The organism is Acinetobacter sp. CY17 (assembly GCF_059515825.1).
The window spans coordinates 20,753-36,355 of the sequence record NZ_JCAKMX010000007.1 but is presented as its reverse complement, the minus strand read 5'-3'; the positions used below and the strand labels follow the sequence as shown (position 1 = coordinate 36,355).

The following is a 15,603-nucleotide window of genomic DNA, read 5'->3' as shown; positions in this document are numbered from 1 at the left end:
GCCTCAAGCTTCTTTACATGTGTTACAAAATCAACTGCAGCGTATGTTACAAACCTTAGATTTAGTCCCGCAAATGCTTTGGATAAAAACTAAATCGCAAAAAAACTTTTGTAATCAAACACTTTACCAATATATAGGCCAAGACGTCGATCTGTTGTCTAATGATAATTGGGAAAATTTTGTTCATCCTGAGGATCAGCAAAATTTACGTTGCCTATGGCAGCAATCTCATCTCTTAGATCAAGATTTTGATTGTGAGTGCCGTATTCGCCATATTGAAAACTCTTATCAATGGTTTAAAATTCATGTGAAATTACACCCACATCAGGATTTAGAGTGGATCATTAGTTGTGATAATATTCATGAATATATCGTGCAAAAAGAACAACAACAACAGCAATTAATTGCTCAACAAAAATGCCTAGATAGTAGTGCTGATTGCATTAAGGTGCTTAGCCCAGATGGACGTTTAAATTATATCAATCGCTTTGGGCGTGAAGCTTTACTTATGCCCCATCAAGAAACATCTAATTTATCTTGGTTAAACCTTCTTGATCAAGAGATTCAGCCGCAAGCCAAAAGAGCCCTCTCTCAAGCACAAAAAGGTTATCAGGCACGTTTTTCCACTATAACGCAACGTTTTGGTCGTGCACCTTATTATTGGGATAATTTGCTCACGCCCATGCTCAATGAAGATGGTCAGGTGAAAGAAATATTATGTATTTCTCGTGATATGAGTCAGCAGACCTTGACTGAAAAACGTCTCGAAGATGCCTATACTTTTGATGATCTCACCAAGCTTTATAATCGTAGAGCATTTAATAGTTTATTAGAAAATACACTTAATCAAGCCCATATGAATGCCACTTCTGTGGGACTGATTATGTTGGATTTGGATTATTTTAAAAATTTAAATGACACACTTGGGCATTTGGCAGGTGATCATCTGCTTAAAGTGTTTGCATATCGCCTAAGAAAAGCTTTTCCCAAGCCTTTGATTGTATCTCGCTTTGGTAATGACGAATTTGCTCTGATTATTCCTGAATTGCCGTCTAAACAAGATTTAATTCATTATGCACAGCGCGCTGCAGCACAATTAGATGCCCCTATTTATTATGCAGGGCAATATATTAATGGTGGCATCAGTATTGGCTGTGCCAGCTATCCAGAAGATGCCAGTACTTTATGTCATTTAGTTCGTTGTGCGGATACCGCTTTAAATGATTTAAAGCAAAGTGGCCGTGGTGGTATTTTGCTATTTAATGAACATATGTTACATAGCTTACAACATACCGCACAGCAGCTTAATTTAGCACGTGAGATTTTACGTAATGACGCTATTGTGCCGTATTATCAACCCAAGGTGAATCTACACACAGGTAAAATCATTGGTTTTGAAGCACTCTTGCGCTGGCATGATGACAAACAATCTACGCATACCCCAGCACATATAGAAGAAGCATTTCAAGACTATGAGTTAGCCACACGCTTAAGCGAAACCATGCAGCGCAAAGTGTTTAGCGATGTAAAGCATTGTCTGCGTCATAATATTGCTTTACATCCTGTGGCTATTAATGCCGCGCCTGTTGAATTCTTACGCGATAATTATGCAGAATCACTTTTAAGTCGCCTAGCTGAATATGACATTGATCCACGCCTGATTGAAATTGAAATTACTGAGCAAAGCTTAGAAGTACGTGGCGCAGCTTATGTATTACGTGCTTTAGAACAGCTTAAACAGGTAGGGATTCGCATTGCACTAGATGACTTTGGTACCGGTCATTCATCGCTGACACGCTTAAAAGACTACCCCATTGATATTTTAAAAATTGATCGTAGTTTTATTGAAAAGATGCATGCCGATCCAGCTATTTTAGCCATTGTGAGTGCCATTGCTCAGCTTGGCCCAAAACTTAAAATTGAAATTTTAGCTGAAGGAATTGAAGCGCTTGAACATGTTAGCACCTTACAAGAGTGCCAATGTGCCACCGGACAAGGCTTCTATTTTTATAGACCGATGCCCATTCAAGACATTGAAAAAATAATGCGTGCTCCTTAGCGTACCCAACGCACAATATATTCATCAATCTCATCTTCATCTATATCAAGTTCTGAAATACAACGTCCAGCAACTGATTTACGCGCCTTAATGACATTATCACGCGAACCAGTTTTTAGATAATGCCAGCTAGGTAAAGGCTTATTTTCGTTTAAACGCCGATAAGCACAGCTACTCGGTAACCAATTGATGTGCTGTAATTTTTCAGGTGTTAATTGAATACAATCTGGCACATAGTTCAAACGATCTGCATAATCACTACAATGCCCTGTACTACAGTCGAGTAGTTTACACGCGACTTTGGTGTAGGCCACCTCATTGCTTTCTTCATCTTCTAATTTAATTAAGCAGCATAAACCACAGCCATCACACAGCGCTTCCCATTCAGCAGGATTTAGTTGCTCAAGGCTATAATTTTTCCAAAACTCTGGACGCAGTTGAGTGCTCATAGAAGTAAAAAATGAATAAAGTAGATGCTATTATAACAGTATCCCTTATAAAGTTATTGCTTTACATTGGCAGCAAATAAACTTGAAAAAGCCTGTAAATCGAACATTTAATCAACAAAAGCCTAACAATGCAGCCGGTTTTGCCTCTCTATACTAAATATCTGATAACAACAACATGAGGGAAAAAGATATGTTTCGTTGGGCGATTATTTTTGCCGTCATCGCTTTAATTGCCAGCTTGCTTGGCTTTGGTGGTGTTGCCGGTTTATCTAAAGATTTTGCCGTGATTCTATTGGTAGTAGCTGTAATTTTGGCTATTGTTGGTTTCTTTTCCCGCAAGGTCTAAGCAACAAAATCAGTATAAAAAAGAAGAAGCCTGCTTCTTCTTTTTTTTTGTGTAATGTTGTACAACTAAAGTTAAAGATAAACATATAGAAAAAAGGAAAACTTTCATGGCTTTAACGATCAAGACACGTGAGATTAACTATACTGCGCCAGATGGTACCCAATTAATTGGTTATTTTGCCGCTCCAGAAAATGCGCAAAATGTTGCCGGTGTGTTAGTGGCACCAGAGTGGTGGGGACGCAATAGTTATACCGAACAACGCGCACGTGAATTGGCCGAGCAAGGTTATGCTGCTTTAGCCATTGATATGTATGGCGATAAAAAATCAACTACAGCAGCAAATCAAGCCAATGAATGGATGACACAAACCTTTGCTCAACCTGAAACCATTGTGCAACGTGCAACTGCGGCACTCGACACTTTAGCCGCACAAGCTGAAGTCAATGCCGATAAAATTGGCGCAATTGGCTTTTGTTATGGCGGTAAAGTGGTGCTTGATTTAGCTCGCTCAGGTGCACCTGTACATGCTGTTGCTACGTTCCATGCTGCACTTGGTGCACAAAGCCCTGCCGAAGAAGGTCAAGTTCAAGCGGAAATTTTAGTCTTGCACGGCGAACTCGATAGCATGGTGACTTTAGATGATGTGGCAAAATTTAGAGCAGAAATGCACAATGCTAAAGTTGAGCATGAAGTGATTGTATTTGAAGATGCCAAACATGGCTTTAGCAATCCGCAAGCAGATGAACGCGCCAAAGCCAATGGTGTCGATTTAGGCTATAACGCACAAGCTGAGGCTGAAAGTTTAGCTGCCATGTACGCTTTACTCGCTCGTCGTTTAGCTTAAAACCAACACCAATATAAGGAGAATCACCATGACAGATTGTATCTATTGCGACTTCGATGATTATGATGTGATTGCAAAAAATGACTTTGGGGTTGTTTTACCCGAGCCGAAACCTCTTTCACCAGGTCATTGTGTGATTATTCCATTACGCCATGTGTCATCTTTTTTTGAAGTAACAGATAAAGAGCGAAAGAGCTTAATGTCATTGTTAGAACTAGCGCGTAATGAATTGGTGTTACGTCATCAACCGGCTGGTTTTCATGTGGGTTTTAATGATGGTGCGGTCTTTGGGCAACAAGCTGAGCATTTACATGTACATATTATTCCACGCTATCAAGGTAAACCTTTGCAGCTTGATGAGCGATGGGGTATGAGTGCTTAAAGCCAACGTCTTAATCTGACGCAAACCAGATGATGCTTCGGCATCATCTTTTTTTATGCGATATACTTAGCGGCTATTTTTTAACTTGAGCCAGTATGAGTCAATTTAGTTTTTCTGATGCCTTATTAGCATGGTTTGATGTGCATGGCCGGCACGATTTGCCGTGGCAAGTGGCAGATGATCCCTACAAAGTTTGGGTATCAGAAATTATGTTGCAACAAACTCAAGTCAAAACAGTGTTGCAATATTTTGATCGCTTTATGAACCGCTTTCCAACTGTGCAAGACTTAGGCAGCGCCAGTTGGGATGATGTGGCACCCTACTGGGCAGGTTTAGGCTATTACGCACGGGCGCGTAATTTACATAAAGCTGCAGGCATTGTGGCCAGCCAAGGGCATTTCCCAAACAGTTTAGAAGAATGGATTGCTCTACCGGGTATTGGTCGTTCTACAGCTGGGGCGTTAATGTCACTCGGTTTACGTCAATATGGCGTGATTATGGATGGCAATGTAAAACGCGTACTGGCTCGCTTTTTTGCCATTGAAGATGATTTATCCAAGCCGGTGCATGAACGTCAGATGTGGCAACTTGCTGAACAATTGTGCCCAACCACAAGAAATCATGATTATACTCAAGCAATTATGGATCTAGGTGCCACTGTATGTACACCTAAAAAACCGCTTTGTTTATATTGTCCAATGCAAGCGCATTGTCAGGCACATCAACAAGGCTTGGAACAACAGTTGCCATTTAAAAAAGCCAAGAAGCCAGTACCAGTGAAAACAGCACAAGTCTTATTACTCAAAAATCAGCACCAGTGGTTATGGCAGCAACGTCCCAATACTGGTTTATGGGGTGGTTTATGGTGCTTGCCGATTATTGAACAGCCAGAGCAGTTTCAGCAGTTATGCCAATCTCTGGGTCTAAAAAAAGTCCTCAAGCGTACCGAAATTAGCCATAGCTTTACGCATTTCACTTGGCAACTTGAAGCAATATGTTTTGAAGTGGATGCTGATCAACACGAACATCTTTCTATTGAGTTAGGTGGTGATTGGTTTAAGCCGGAAACAGCCACTGAAATGGGTATTCCAACTGCAATGAAGAAATTGATTAATGCAGTAAATCTATGACATATTCAGCACAGACAAAATAATAATCAGGGAAGCGCTGTGCTGTATAAAACCTTAGCTATATTGGCTTTAAGTATTTTATTTGCGGCTTGTAGTAATCGCCCGCCCGCCCCTCCTGCACTACCTGCTGACCCAGCGGCATACTTAAAAAATACGCCTTTGCCAAAAAAACTCCCTATTCCTGTTATGGGGGTGCAAACTGGGCAGCTACGTGATACCTGGGGTGCTGCACGTGGCCAAGGACGTCGCCATGAAGGGATTGATATCATGGCACCTCGTGGCACAAAAGTGTTCAGTGCGACTGAAGGCGTAATTGCCGACTTACGTAATAACAATTTGGGTGGTAAAGTAATTTGGATATTGGGGCCAAGTTCAAGTTGGCATTACTATGCTCATTTAGATGGACATCGTCGTGACTTAAAAGTTGGTGATTATGTTCGCTGTGGTGAACACATTGGTTTTGTAGGTAACACGGGCAATGCCAAATATACTGCCCCGCATTTGCATTACGGCATTTATCTAGACGCTAAAGGGCGTGGTGCGGTTAATCCATTTTTGTATTTACGTTAATTTTAGGAAGTTTTCATGTCAGAAGCGTTGATCAATCGTCTGGTAGAGTTTGCTGAGTCAGGCAATCAACAAAAAATTGTATTGGCAGGTCAAAGCTACCAAGGCTGGATCATGGAAATTAGCGAAGAAGCATTACAAATTAGTACAGGTTTTGCCGAAAAAACCGGTAAAGATGTTTGGATTGACTTTAATGATTTAAAACATGCTCAGCTATGGTTTTGGGATAATCAACAAGATCAGTGGGTTGAGTTTAAACTCTAGTTGGCTCATTTGGGAGGAGCAACTATGTTAAAACGCTGTTCATGGTGCTCCACCGACCCCTTATATCAACATTATCATGACTTTGAATGGGGACATCCTGTCCATCAAGAACCACTGCTATTTGAAATACTGTGTCTAGAAGGTCAACAAGCGGGACTTTCATGGCTTACTGTTCTTAAAAAACGTAGCAGCTATCGACAGCATTTTTTTCAATATCCTATTGCTTATATTGCCAATATCTCAGATCAAGAATTAGCGATTAAAGCACAAGATCCAAATTTAATTCGTCATTTGGCCAAGCTGACGGCTATTCGTGATAATGCCATTGCATGGGAAGCGATGTCCAAAAAAGGCTTTTTTTTACCTGAGTGGTTATGGCAATTTTCGGCTGAACACACGACTCATCATGCAGTCAATCCCAAACAAGCTGTCGTTACGCAAACGCAAGCCAGCGTTGCAATGTCAAACGCATTAAAGCGCCATGGGTTTAAATTTATTGGCCCTACTATTTGTTATGCTTTTATGCAGGCGGTAGGGATGGTAAATGACCACGACGACGACTGTCACTTTAAATATCCGTCACGGCACCCATCTAGCTAATCCTTTGATTTAAAAATAATATGTATAAAAAATGTGTTTAAATTTCAGAACCTTCTAGCTTATTTAATTTGATCAGCATATATTTAATGCTATTGTTCAATCAGTAAACCTGTTTAGGTTACGTTATAAAAATACGCTGATTAAGGCGTATTGATCTTGAGAATTTTTGAGAAAACTTATGAGTAAAGCCTTACCCATCGCTGTTGCAGTGCTTTTAGGCGGTGCTGCTCTAGTACCTGTTTACTATGCATCACAAAATCCAGCGACTTTAAGCGCTAAAGCCGACCCTAATGCTAAACCGATTGCTAAAATTAGCTACGCTTTAGGTTATGAAGTTGCCCATCAAACTCCACCTGAGTTGGATGTAAATAGCTTTGTTGCAGGTATTCGTGATGGTCATGCCCGTACTCAACCGGCATACACAGAAGAACAATTACAACAAGCCTACGAGCAATTCCAAAAAGAGATGCAAGAACAGCAAGCGGCTGCATCAACTGAAGCAAAAACATCAAGCGATGCGTTCTTAACTGAAAATAAAACCAAGCCAGGCGTACAAACCACAGCTTCAGGTTTACAGTACAAAATTACCCAAGAAGGTACAGGTAAATCACCTACTGCCAACTCTGTGGTGAAGGTACATTACACGGGTAAATTGGTCGACGGTACAGTATTTGACAGCTCAGTTGAACGTGGCGAGCCGATTGAATTCCCGCTTAATCAAGTGATTGCAGGCTGGACTGAAGGTTTACAACTCATGAAAGAAGGTTCTAAAGCCACGCTTTATATTCCAAGTAACTTAGGTTATGGCGAGCAAGGTGCTTCAGGCATGATTCCGCCAAACAGTACCCTAATTTTTGATGTTGAACTGATTGAAGTGAAATAATTCAATCCAGCATCTTAAGGAGAGCCTAGCGCTCTCCTTAATTTATTTAGAGATAAAACAATGAAAAAAATCTTATCCATGGCTTTGCTCAGCGCTGTTATGAGCGTCCCTAGCTTTGCCGCTGATATTAGTCCTAAAAGTAGCTTAGAAAAACAAGTTGGTTATAGTCTTGGCTATAACATGGCCAGCAATAATGGCGACGTATTTAAAGACGTTGATATTGACGCCTTTTTAAATGGTTTTAAAGCTGCCATTGCCGGTAAAAAACCAAGTTTAACCCCAGCCGAAATGGGAACAGCATTAAGCCAATATCGCCAGCAAACAGAAAGTAAAGCTTTGGTCGAATTCCAACAGCAAGCTGCCAAAAATTTACAAGTGGGACAAAACTTCCTTGCGCAAAATGCCAAAGCAGCCCATGTGAAAGTCACCCAATCCGGTTTACAGTATCAAGTCCTGAAAAGTGCTCAGGGTCAAAAGCCTAAAGCATCATCGACTGTACGCGTACATTATGAAGGTCGCTTACTCGATAACACCATTTTTGACAGCTCTATTGCCCGTCAACAGCCAGCCGAGTTTAAGCTTTCACAGGTCATTCCTGGTTGGACTGAAGGCGTACAACTCATGCCAGTGGGCAGTCAATATCGCTTCTTTATTCCGGCCAAACTTGCCTATGGCGATATTGGTTCAGGCGATGTGATTGGACCCAACAGTACTTTAATTTTTGATATTGAATTACTGGAAATTTTAGATTAAAAAAAAGACCGCCTCAGCGGTCTTTTTAGTTTATGGACGTAAGTGGCGTGGACGTACCCCACTGATCAATAAGCCTGCAGCATAGGCTATAGCACCTACTGCACATAGAATAATCACTTGCACAACACGCAGCCATTCCGATACATCACCGTTATACCAAGTTAGGGCATAGCTCAGCGCTAAAATCATCGCGATATTGGCAATCACAAATTGCAGGGTTAATTTTTTCCAATGTGCACCAAAGCGGAAAATATCGCGCTTATGTAAAAAGAAATACAATAAACCGGCATTGACTAAAGCCGAACCTGAAGAAGCTAAGGCTAAAGCCATATGCTCTTCTTGCCAGCCCATAAACTTAAATAAGCCAATAAATACCACGTTTAATACCGCGTTGGTAGCCACCGTAATTAGACCTACACGTACTGGCGTTTTGGTATCTTGCTGCGCATAAAAACCTGGTGCAAAAACTTTAATTAACATAAATGACAGTACACCTGCGCTCATACATTGCAGCGCCAAAGCAGTCATTTGGGTATCTTGTAAAGTAAATTGCCCGCGCTGGAATAAGGTTTGAATAATTGGCGTTGACAGCATAAATAAAGCAATACTGGCCGGTACACCAGCAAGCACAATAATTTTCGCAGCCCAATCCATCATGTTGCGGTATTTGGTTTGGTCTTGCTCGGCATGACGCGCAGATAAAGCCGGTAAAATCACCGTACCAATCGCAACACCAATTAAACCTAGGGGTAACTCCGTCATACGCTCAGCACTATATAACCAAGACACTGAACCATCTTGCATAAATGATGCCCAAATCGAATTCAGCAACAAGTTAATTTGGGTGACAGATACACCAAACAATGCTGGCAGCATGAGTTTTAAAATGCGTTCAACACCTTCATGTTTAAAGTCAATTTTAGGTGGAATAAGTAATTTTTTACGCCATAGTTCCGGAATTTGTAGCGCAAGTTGCAAAAAGCCCGCCACAATCACGGCCCAACCGAGTGCCATAATTGGGGTTGCCATATAGGGGGTGAGCCAAAGCGCGCCGGCAATCATAGACAAATTCAGCAGCACCGGTGCAAAAGCAGGCGTGGTAAATGAGCCATAACTATTTAAGATACTGCTGGCAAATGCGGTTAATGACATAAACAGTAAATAGGGAATCGTCAGGCGGAACATATCCGTCGCTAGCGCAAATTTAGCAGGATCGTCATGGAAACCCGGTGCATAGACATACATAATCGCAGGTGCTGCCACCATGGCAAAAATCGTCAGCAAACTCATGACCGAGGCTAAGCAACCAAACACTCGGCTAATTAAAATTTGTACTTCGGCATGGGTACGCGTAGTTTTATATTCAGTTAAAACCGGAATAAAGGCCTGTGAAAATGCCCCTTCGGCAAATAAACGTCGAAAAAAGTTAGGAATTCGAAAGGCAATAACAAAGGTGTCAAAATCTTTGCCTGCACCAAATACACCCAGCAATACCACATCACGGACTAGACCCATCACCCGCGACAACATGGTCATTGCACTAACAATAAAGGTCGATCGCCACAGCGCCATCGGAACCACCTAGTGATAAAATTGAAAGGCTATTGTAAAGAAACTCATGCTCAAATTGCATGGTTAAAATCAGTCATTCACAGCCAATTCATTGGTTACTTGATTGGCTAATAACTCGCGAAACTTATGCCACTCAAAATATGGTCCTGGATCGGTTTTACGTTTTGGGGCAATATCTGAATGTCCTGCGATATGCGGGCCAATTTTTGGGTAGGCTAACCGAATAGCATGGCTGACTTGAGCTAAGATCTGATATTGCGCCTCAGTAAAGGCTTGATCATCCGAACCTTCAAGCTCAATGCCAATTGAATAATCATTACATTCTGCTTTGGCCAAATAACTAGAACGCCCTGCATGCCACGCACGATCATTAAAATTAACAAATTGTAGTACTTCACCTGTACGCAAAATCAATAAATGCGCTGAAACCTGCATACCTTCAATGCTTTGAAAATAGGGATGCACTGACCAATCTAATTTGTTTTGGAAGAATTGTTCAATATAGCCCCCACCAAATTGGGAGGGCGGCAAGCTAATATTATGAATCACCAACAACTGAATTTCAGTGCCTTCAGGGCGTTGATTATAATTCGGTGAAGGAACTTGCCGTGCGCCTACGAGCTGACCATGTTGCACAGCAAAACTGACAGCTTGTGACATATAAAGTCCTTTAAAGCGAAATCAAGAAAATAAAATCTGTGCTCATGCTAAAACTTTCTGACTTAAATCTCAAACATGACAAAGAAATTGTACAAAAAATCATTCATTTTCAGTGAAGAGTGCTAATATAAGCCGCAATTTTTGATAGACGTTATAAGATACGGAACTTCGCATGAGCATCTCTCAATCTTTGTTACGACAAGCGATTCAAGTCAACATTCAGCAAGCCTTACAAGAAGATATTGGTGATGGCGATATTACTGCGCTTCTAACGCCTGAAGCTGAACAAGCTACAGCAACAATTATTAGCCGTGAAGACATGATTCTTGCAGGTCGCCCTTGGGTAGATGCTTTAATCCAAGCCTACGATGCCAATGTACAAGTGACTTGGCTGAAACAAGAAGGCGAAAAAGTTGCAGCCAATGAGGTATTTTTAACCTTAGCCGGCTCTGCGCGTAGCTTACTCACGGTTGAACGCCCTGCGCTGAATTTTGTACAAACCTTATCTGCTGTAGCGACCAAAACTGCGCATTATGTCAAACAGCTCGATGGCTTAAAGACTAAATTACTCGATACCCGCAAAACCTTACCAGGTTTACGAATTGCGCAAAAATATGCTGTGGCGATTGGTGGTGGTCAAAACCACCGTTTAGGTTTATTTGATGCCTTTTTGATTAAAGAAAATCACATTATGGCAGCCGGTGGTATTACAGAGGCGATTGCTCAAGCGCATCAAATTGCACCAGGCAAATTAGTAGAAGTCGAAGTTGAAACTTGGGACGAACTCAATCAAGCCCTTGCTGCGCAAGCAGATATTGTCATGTTAGACAACTTTAGTCAGCAACAAATGATTGATGCCGTTAAACATGTTAATGGTCGTTGTAAGCTAGAAGCTTCGGGCAATATCACCATTGAAAATTTACGTGAAGTTGCCAGTACAGGCGTAGATTATATTTCGATGGGTGTACTGACCAAAGATGTCAAAGCCATTGATCTATCTATGCGTTTTAATGCATAAAAACGTATTGTAATCAAAAGGGTGCTCTCAGCACCCTTTTTTTAATCGTCATCGTCGTCATCACGATCTCGATCTTTCCGATCACCATCACGGCGATCGTCATCATTGTCATCATCACGGTCGTGGTCCTGACGATCATTTAAGCTACTGGTGCGCTCATCATCGCGATCCTCACCACGATCCATGCAAGCAGTCATACTAAATGCCAAAGCTATGGCCATTAAAGCAATTAAAATGGTTTTCATATGCGTGACTATTTATTGTGATTTAACTTTATTAGAGCAGATTTTTTAAAAATGCTAAGCATAAATATGTAAAAAAACGCATCCGAAGATGCGTTTTAAAAGATTTAAGCTATCGGCTTAACTTACCAGCCTAAAGCCTGCTGTTGTTTTTTCACTAGCTCTTGAATACCTTTTTCAGCCATTTCTAACATGGCATTCGATTGAGCACGGGTAAATGGTTTTTCTTCTGCTGTACCTTGAATTTCAATAAATTCACCAGCTTGCGTCATGACTACGTTTAAATCTGTTTGACAGTTTGAATCTTCTTCATAGCAAAGATCAAGCAACACTTCATCTTGGTAAATACCGACAGAAATTGCCGCAACTAAACCTTTTAGTGGATCTTGTTTAATGCGTTTTTTCTCAAGCAAGACATTCATTGCATCAATTAAAGCCACTGCAGCACCGGTAATTGATGCCGTACGTGTACCACCATCAGCCTGAATTACGTCACAATCGATGGTAATCGTATGTTCACCTAGCTTTTTAAGATCAACCATGGCGCGTAAGCTACGACCAATCAGACGTTGAATCTCTTGAGTACGACCACTTTGTTTACCACGTGCTGCTTCACGGTCACTACGCGTGTGGGTTGAACGTGGCAACATACCGTATTCAGCTGTTACCCAGCCTTGTCCCTGACCTTTTAAGAAGCGTGGTACTGAATTATCAATACTTGCAGTACACAGGACTTTTGTATGACCAAATTCAACCAATACTGAACCTTCCGCGTAACGTGTATAGTTACGGGTAATTTTAACGTCACGTAATTGATCTGCTGTTCGTTGGTCGATACGCATCATAGAAGCTGTCCTAAGGATAAAAATTTAGCGCTTAAGTATAACAGATTAAAACTGCCGGTTTGTGATGCAAAATATTTCCAGTTTTTTGCTAGACTAAGCTTAAATTTTGTAGAGTTAAGTGGATGCCTATTCGTGACGAGCAAAAACAACAAACGCATCAAGCTTTAATTAATGCCGTTTTGAGCTTGAGCGAACGCGGTCGTACTTTCAGTAGTATGAGCTTGCGCGAAATCACAGGTGAGGTGAATTTAGCACCCGCCACTTTTTATCGTCATTTTCAAAATATGGATCAACTGGGTCTAGAGCTAATCGATCATTTGGCGATTTACTTGAAGGGAAGTTTTAGTCAGATCTATAAGCTGGCTTTACAAAATCCACATGAGCATCAAGCACGTCTCGACTTATTATTAGAAACAGTGAAACAGCGTCCTGCCTATTGGTCTTTTTTTATTCATGAACGTAGTAGTGGCTCTGTGGTTATTCGTAAAGCACTGCAACGTGAAGTGGTATTTTTAGTTGAATACACCGCAAGTACTATGCAACAAATGCAAGATTTCAAACATATTCAGGACAGTAAAAATTTAAACATCTTTGCTGAAATGTTTATTCATTTGAGTTTTTGCTGGGCCATGCAATGGCTTGATCTTAGTTATGAAGAAGATACCCCCGAGCGAGACCTTGCCGAACAAGCCTTTAGAGAAAAAGCCTTATTACAGCTTCAATTGCTTTATAGTGGTATTCAAAATTGGCAATAAAAAGCTGCCTTAAGGCAGCTTTTTTAGCGCTTGGCTTTATTTGGCTTTACGTTCTTTTTCAATTAAGTAATTCACCACTTGAACCACTTTACCATCATCACCTTGGACAATATATTTACCATTAACCACTACCGCTGGTACACCAGTTAACTGGTAATGTTTGGCCAACTGATTGGCTTTGCTCACCTTAGCAGTAATCGGGAATGAGTTATACAAGCTGTTAAACTTCGCTTCAGGCACGCCATATTTAACAAAGAATTGTGCTTGAGACTTTTGGTCAAAAATCTGCTGACCTTTATCATGAATCGCATGGAATAAAGGCAAATGAATTTTACGACGAATTTGCAGTGCTTCTGCGACATAATAACCGCGCGCATTTTGCTCCCATACTGGGTTCATGGCTGCAGGTGTACGCACAAAGTTCACATCTTTGGGTAATTTGCGTAACCAAGCTTGCATATGTGGTTCTAAGGTAAAGCAGTGACCACAGCCATACCAGAAGAATTCACGAACTTCGATTTTACCTTTTACATCGACTACGCCCGGATTTGGCACGACTGTATAGTCTTTCCCCGCGACAAAATTAGCAGCCATTGCACTGCCTGAAATAGCAAACATTGCTGTAGCAATACTGCCTAAAATAAATTTTTTCATTGAGTTATTTATCCTCGAAATAATTCTGCTTAGTTTATGCAAATACTATAAAACAATTATGCAAATTTAGTTTTGATTGTGTGAAGTTTTTTAGTGCTTTTATCGCTTTTTTCCAAATAGTCGCTACACTAGATTGTTTAAATTATAAAGACTTAAATTGAGGTGGCACCCATGTCGCAACTGAATGTTGACCCGCAAGAAATTGCTAAATTTGAAGCATTCGCAGCTATATGGTGGGATCAGCATTCTGAGTTCCGCCCGCTGCATATGATTAACCCATTACGTCTCAATTGGATTGATGAACACTCAGGCGGTTTAAGTGGCAAAAAGGTGCTCGATGTTGGCTGTGGTGGCGGTATTTTGGCAGAAAGCATGGCGCGTCGTGGCGCAGATGTTTTAGGCATTGATATGGGTGAAGCACCACTAAATGTGGCGCGTTTACATGCCGAACAGGAAAATGTCAGCAATATTGAATATCGCCAATTACCAGTAGAGCAACTGGCTGAAGAACAAGCTGGTCAATATGACGTGGTTACATGTATGGAAATGCTAGAACATGTTCCAGATCCAGCATCCATTATTTTAGCTTGTCAAAAATTGGTTAAGCCGGGCGGTCATGTGTTCTTCTCAACCATCAACCGTAATCCAAAATCGTATTTATTTGCCATTATTGGTGCTGAATATATTTTACGTATGCTGGCGAAAGGCACACATGATTACAGTAAATTTATTAAGCCATCAGAACTGGCGCGTGACATTCGAGCTGCCAATTTGAAACTTAAAGATATGACTGGTTTGCATTATAACCCACTGACCAAAAACTATTGGTTAGCACCGAATGTAGATGTGAACTACATGGTGTATACGGTAAAAGAAGAAGCCTAAATGAAAGCGGTTTTATTTGATTTAGACGGTACTTTGATTGATACCGCAGCCGACTTTATTCGTATTATTCAAAATATGTGCCGTGAAAAAGGCTGCGAGATTGTCGCTGGCGATTTAATTCGTACTCAGGTTTCTGAAGGCGCACGTGCCATGGTCAAATTGGTCTATCCAGAGCTCGACGTGACTGATGAAGTATTTTTGGCACATCGTCAGCGTTTTTTAGACATTTATGGCGCTGATATTGCTGTAGATACTGACCTATTTGAGGGGATGTATCCGCTGTTAGAGGAGTTAGAAGCGGCACAGATTCCTTGGGGAATTGTCACCAATAAACCTCGTTGGTTAAGTGAAGCTTTACTCCAAGCCTTAAATCTGACTGAGCGTTGTAGTGTCTTGGTCTGCCCTGAGGATGTAAGCAATACCAAACCTGATCCGGAACCAATGTATTTAGCTGCCAAGCAGATTGCGATCGCCCCTGAAGAGTGTATCTATGTGGGTGATCACCCACGTGATATTGATGCAGGACGTGCGGCCCAGATGTACACCATTTTAGCAGCTTATGGCTATTTACCATTGGCGCACAAAGATGACTTAACAGCTTGGCAAGCAGACTGTATAGTGAACAATGTTGCTGAATTACAGCAACAGATCCGCCAATTGGTATTAACAACGCATACTTAATAATAGATTGATAA

Annotated in this window: 20 protein-coding genes; 14 read left to right on the top strand and 6 right to left on the bottom strand. The window is 41.1% G+C overall.

The features are described from left to right. Positions 1-19 precede the first annotated feature (19 nt). Positions 20-2,059: a sensor domain-containing protein gene (locus tag AC5YCI_RS06765; RefSeq protein WP_496130189.1), complete on the top strand. Its 2,040-nt coding sequence runs from the start codon at positions 20-22 to the stop codon at positions 2,057-2,059. Here the strand turns inward: AC5YCI_RS06765 and AC5YCI_RS06760 are convergent. Next, positions 2,056-2,508 (bottom strand): YcgN family cysteine cluster protein, encoded by a 453-nt coding sequence (locus AC5YCI_RS06760; protein WP_496130190.1) that lies wholly within the window; start codon positions 2,506-2,508, stop codon positions 2,056-2,058. The genes AC5YCI_RS06765 and AC5YCI_RS06760 overlap by 4 nt on opposite strands. Positions 2,509-2,698: 190 nt before the next feature. On the opposite strand from AC5YCI_RS06760, the gene AC5YCI_RS06755 reads away from it, so the two are divergent. The 9 genes from AC5YCI_RS06755 (at position 2,699) to AC5YCI_RS06715 (ending at position 8,277) form a co-directional block, all read left to right on the top strand. Then, positions 2,699-2,854 (top strand): DUF1328 domain-containing protein, encoded by a 156-nt coding sequence (locus AC5YCI_RS06755; RefSeq protein WP_122900757.1) that lies wholly within the window; start codon positions 2,699-2,701, stop codon positions 2,852-2,854. A gap of 106 nt (positions 2,855-2,960) precedes the next feature. Beyond that, entirely contained in the window at positions 2,961-3,698 is a 738-nt protein-coding gene (locus AC5YCI_RS06750) for a dienelactone hydrolase family protein (RefSeq protein ID WP_496175325.1), read from the top strand. 28 nt (positions 3,699-3,726) lie between these two features. Continuing rightward, positions 3,727-4,080, top strand: coding sequence for an HIT family protein (locus AC5YCI_RS06745; protein WP_496130192.1), 354 nt, complete (start codon positions 3,727-3,729; stop codon positions 4,078-4,080). Between the two features lie 95 nt (positions 4,081-4,175). Beyond that, complete coding sequence (gene mutY, locus AC5YCI_RS06740) at positions 4,176-5,210, top strand: A/G-specific adenine glycosylase (RefSeq protein WP_496175324.1); 1,035 nt, start codon at positions 4,176-4,178, stop codon at positions 5,208-5,210. A gap of 39 nt (positions 5,211-5,249) precedes the next feature. Beyond that, the gene (locus AC5YCI_RS06735) at positions 5,250-5,780 is read left to right on the top strand and encodes a M23 family metallopeptidase (protein WP_496175323.1); all 531 of its coding nucleotides are present in this window, start codon (positions 5,250-5,252) and stop codon (positions 5,778-5,780) included. Between the two features lie 15 nt (positions 5,781-5,795). After that, positions 5,796-6,041 (top strand): hypothetical protein, encoded by a 246-nt coding sequence (locus AC5YCI_RS06730; RefSeq protein WP_496175322.1) that lies wholly within the window; start codon positions 5,796-5,798, stop codon positions 6,039-6,041. A 24-nt stretch (positions 6,042-6,065) separates the two neighbouring features. After that, a complete protein-coding gene (locus AC5YCI_RS06725) occupies positions 6,066-6,641 on the top strand; it encodes a DNA-3-methyladenine glycosylase I (RefSeq protein WP_496175321.1) in 576 nt (191 codons plus the stop codon). A gap of 178 nt (positions 6,642-6,819) precedes the next feature. Further along, on the top strand, positions 6,820-7,524 hold the full coding sequence (bamJ, locus tag AC5YCI_RS06720; RefSeq protein WP_496130197.1) for a BamJ family beta-barrel-assembly machinery protein: 705 nt from the start codon (positions 6,820-6,822) through the stop codon (positions 7,522-7,524). Between the two features lie 60 nt (positions 7,525-7,584). Then, on the top strand, positions 7,585-8,277 hold the full coding sequence (locus AC5YCI_RS06715; RefSeq protein WP_496175320.1) for an FKBP-type peptidyl-prolyl cis-trans isomerase: 693 nt from the start codon (positions 7,585-7,587) through the stop codon (positions 8,275-8,277). 30 nt (positions 8,278-8,307) lie between these two features. On the opposite strand, the gene murJ is transcribed toward AC5YCI_RS06715, so the two are convergent. Beyond that, entirely contained in the window at positions 8,308-9,849 is a 1,542-nt protein-coding gene (gene murJ, locus AC5YCI_RS06710) for a murein biosynthesis integral membrane protein MurJ (protein ID WP_496130199.1), read from the bottom strand. A 69-nt stretch (positions 9,850-9,918) separates the two neighbouring features. Continuing rightward, positions 9,919-10,509 carry a 1,6-anhydro-N-acetylmuramyl-L-alanine amidase AmpD gene (ampD, locus tag AC5YCI_RS06705; RefSeq protein WP_496130200.1) on the bottom strand — a complete coding sequence of 197 codons (591 nt, stop codon included), beginning with the start codon at positions 10,507-10,509 and terminating at the stop codon, positions 9,919-9,921. A gap of 172 nt (positions 10,510-10,681) precedes the next feature. Between ampD and nadC the strand changes: the two genes are divergently transcribed. Further along, positions 10,682-11,527 (top strand): carboxylating nicotinate-nucleotide diphosphorylase, encoded by an 846-nt coding sequence (gene nadC / locus AC5YCI_RS06700; RefSeq protein ID WP_496175319.1) that lies wholly within the window; start codon positions 10,682-10,684, stop codon positions 11,525-11,527. A gap of 41 nt (positions 11,528-11,568) precedes the next feature. Here nadC and AC5YCI_RS06695 read toward each other — a convergent pair whose 3' ends face one another. Then, the gene (locus AC5YCI_RS06695; RefSeq protein WP_496175318.1) at positions 11,569-11,772 is read right to left on the bottom strand and encodes a hypothetical protein; all 204 of its coding nucleotides are present in this window, start codon (positions 11,770-11,772) and stop codon (positions 11,569-11,571) included. Between the two features lie 122 nt (positions 11,773-11,894). Further along, complete coding sequence (gene rph / locus AC5YCI_RS06690) at positions 11,895-12,611, bottom strand: ribonuclease PH (protein WP_496130227.1); 717 nt, start codon at positions 12,609-12,611, stop codon at positions 11,895-11,897. 125 nt (positions 12,612-12,736) lie between these two features. Here rph and AC5YCI_RS06685 point away from each other — a divergent pair, with 125 nt between their 5' ends. After that, complete coding sequence (locus tag AC5YCI_RS06685; protein WP_496130203.1) at positions 12,737-13,369, top strand: TetR family transcriptional regulator; 633 nt, start codon at positions 12,737-12,739, stop codon at positions 13,367-13,369. A 36-nt stretch (positions 13,370-13,405) separates the two neighbouring features. On the opposite strand, the gene AC5YCI_RS06680 is transcribed toward AC5YCI_RS06685, so the two are convergent. After that, positions 13,406-14,023 (bottom strand): thiol:disulfide interchange protein DsbA/DsbL, encoded by a 618-nt coding sequence (locus tag AC5YCI_RS06680; protein ID WP_122900782.1) that lies wholly within the window; start codon positions 14,021-14,023, stop codon positions 13,406-13,408. 171 nt (positions 14,024-14,194) lie between these two features. On the opposite strand from AC5YCI_RS06680, the gene ubiG reads away from it, so the two are divergent. Both ubiG and AC5YCI_RS06670 read left to right on the top strand, forming a co-directional pair. After that, positions 14,195-14,908, top strand: a complete 714-nt coding sequence (ubiG, locus tag AC5YCI_RS06675; RefSeq protein ID WP_496175317.1) for a bifunctional 2-polyprenyl-6-hydroxyphenol methylase/3-demethylubiquinol 3-O-methyltransferase UbiG — start codon at positions 14,195-14,197, stop codon at positions 14,906-14,908. Further along, entirely contained in the window at positions 14,909-15,589 is a 681-nt protein-coding gene (locus tag AC5YCI_RS06670; RefSeq protein WP_496175316.1) for an HAD family hydrolase, read from the top strand. Positions 15,590-15,603: the final 14 nt, after the last annotated feature.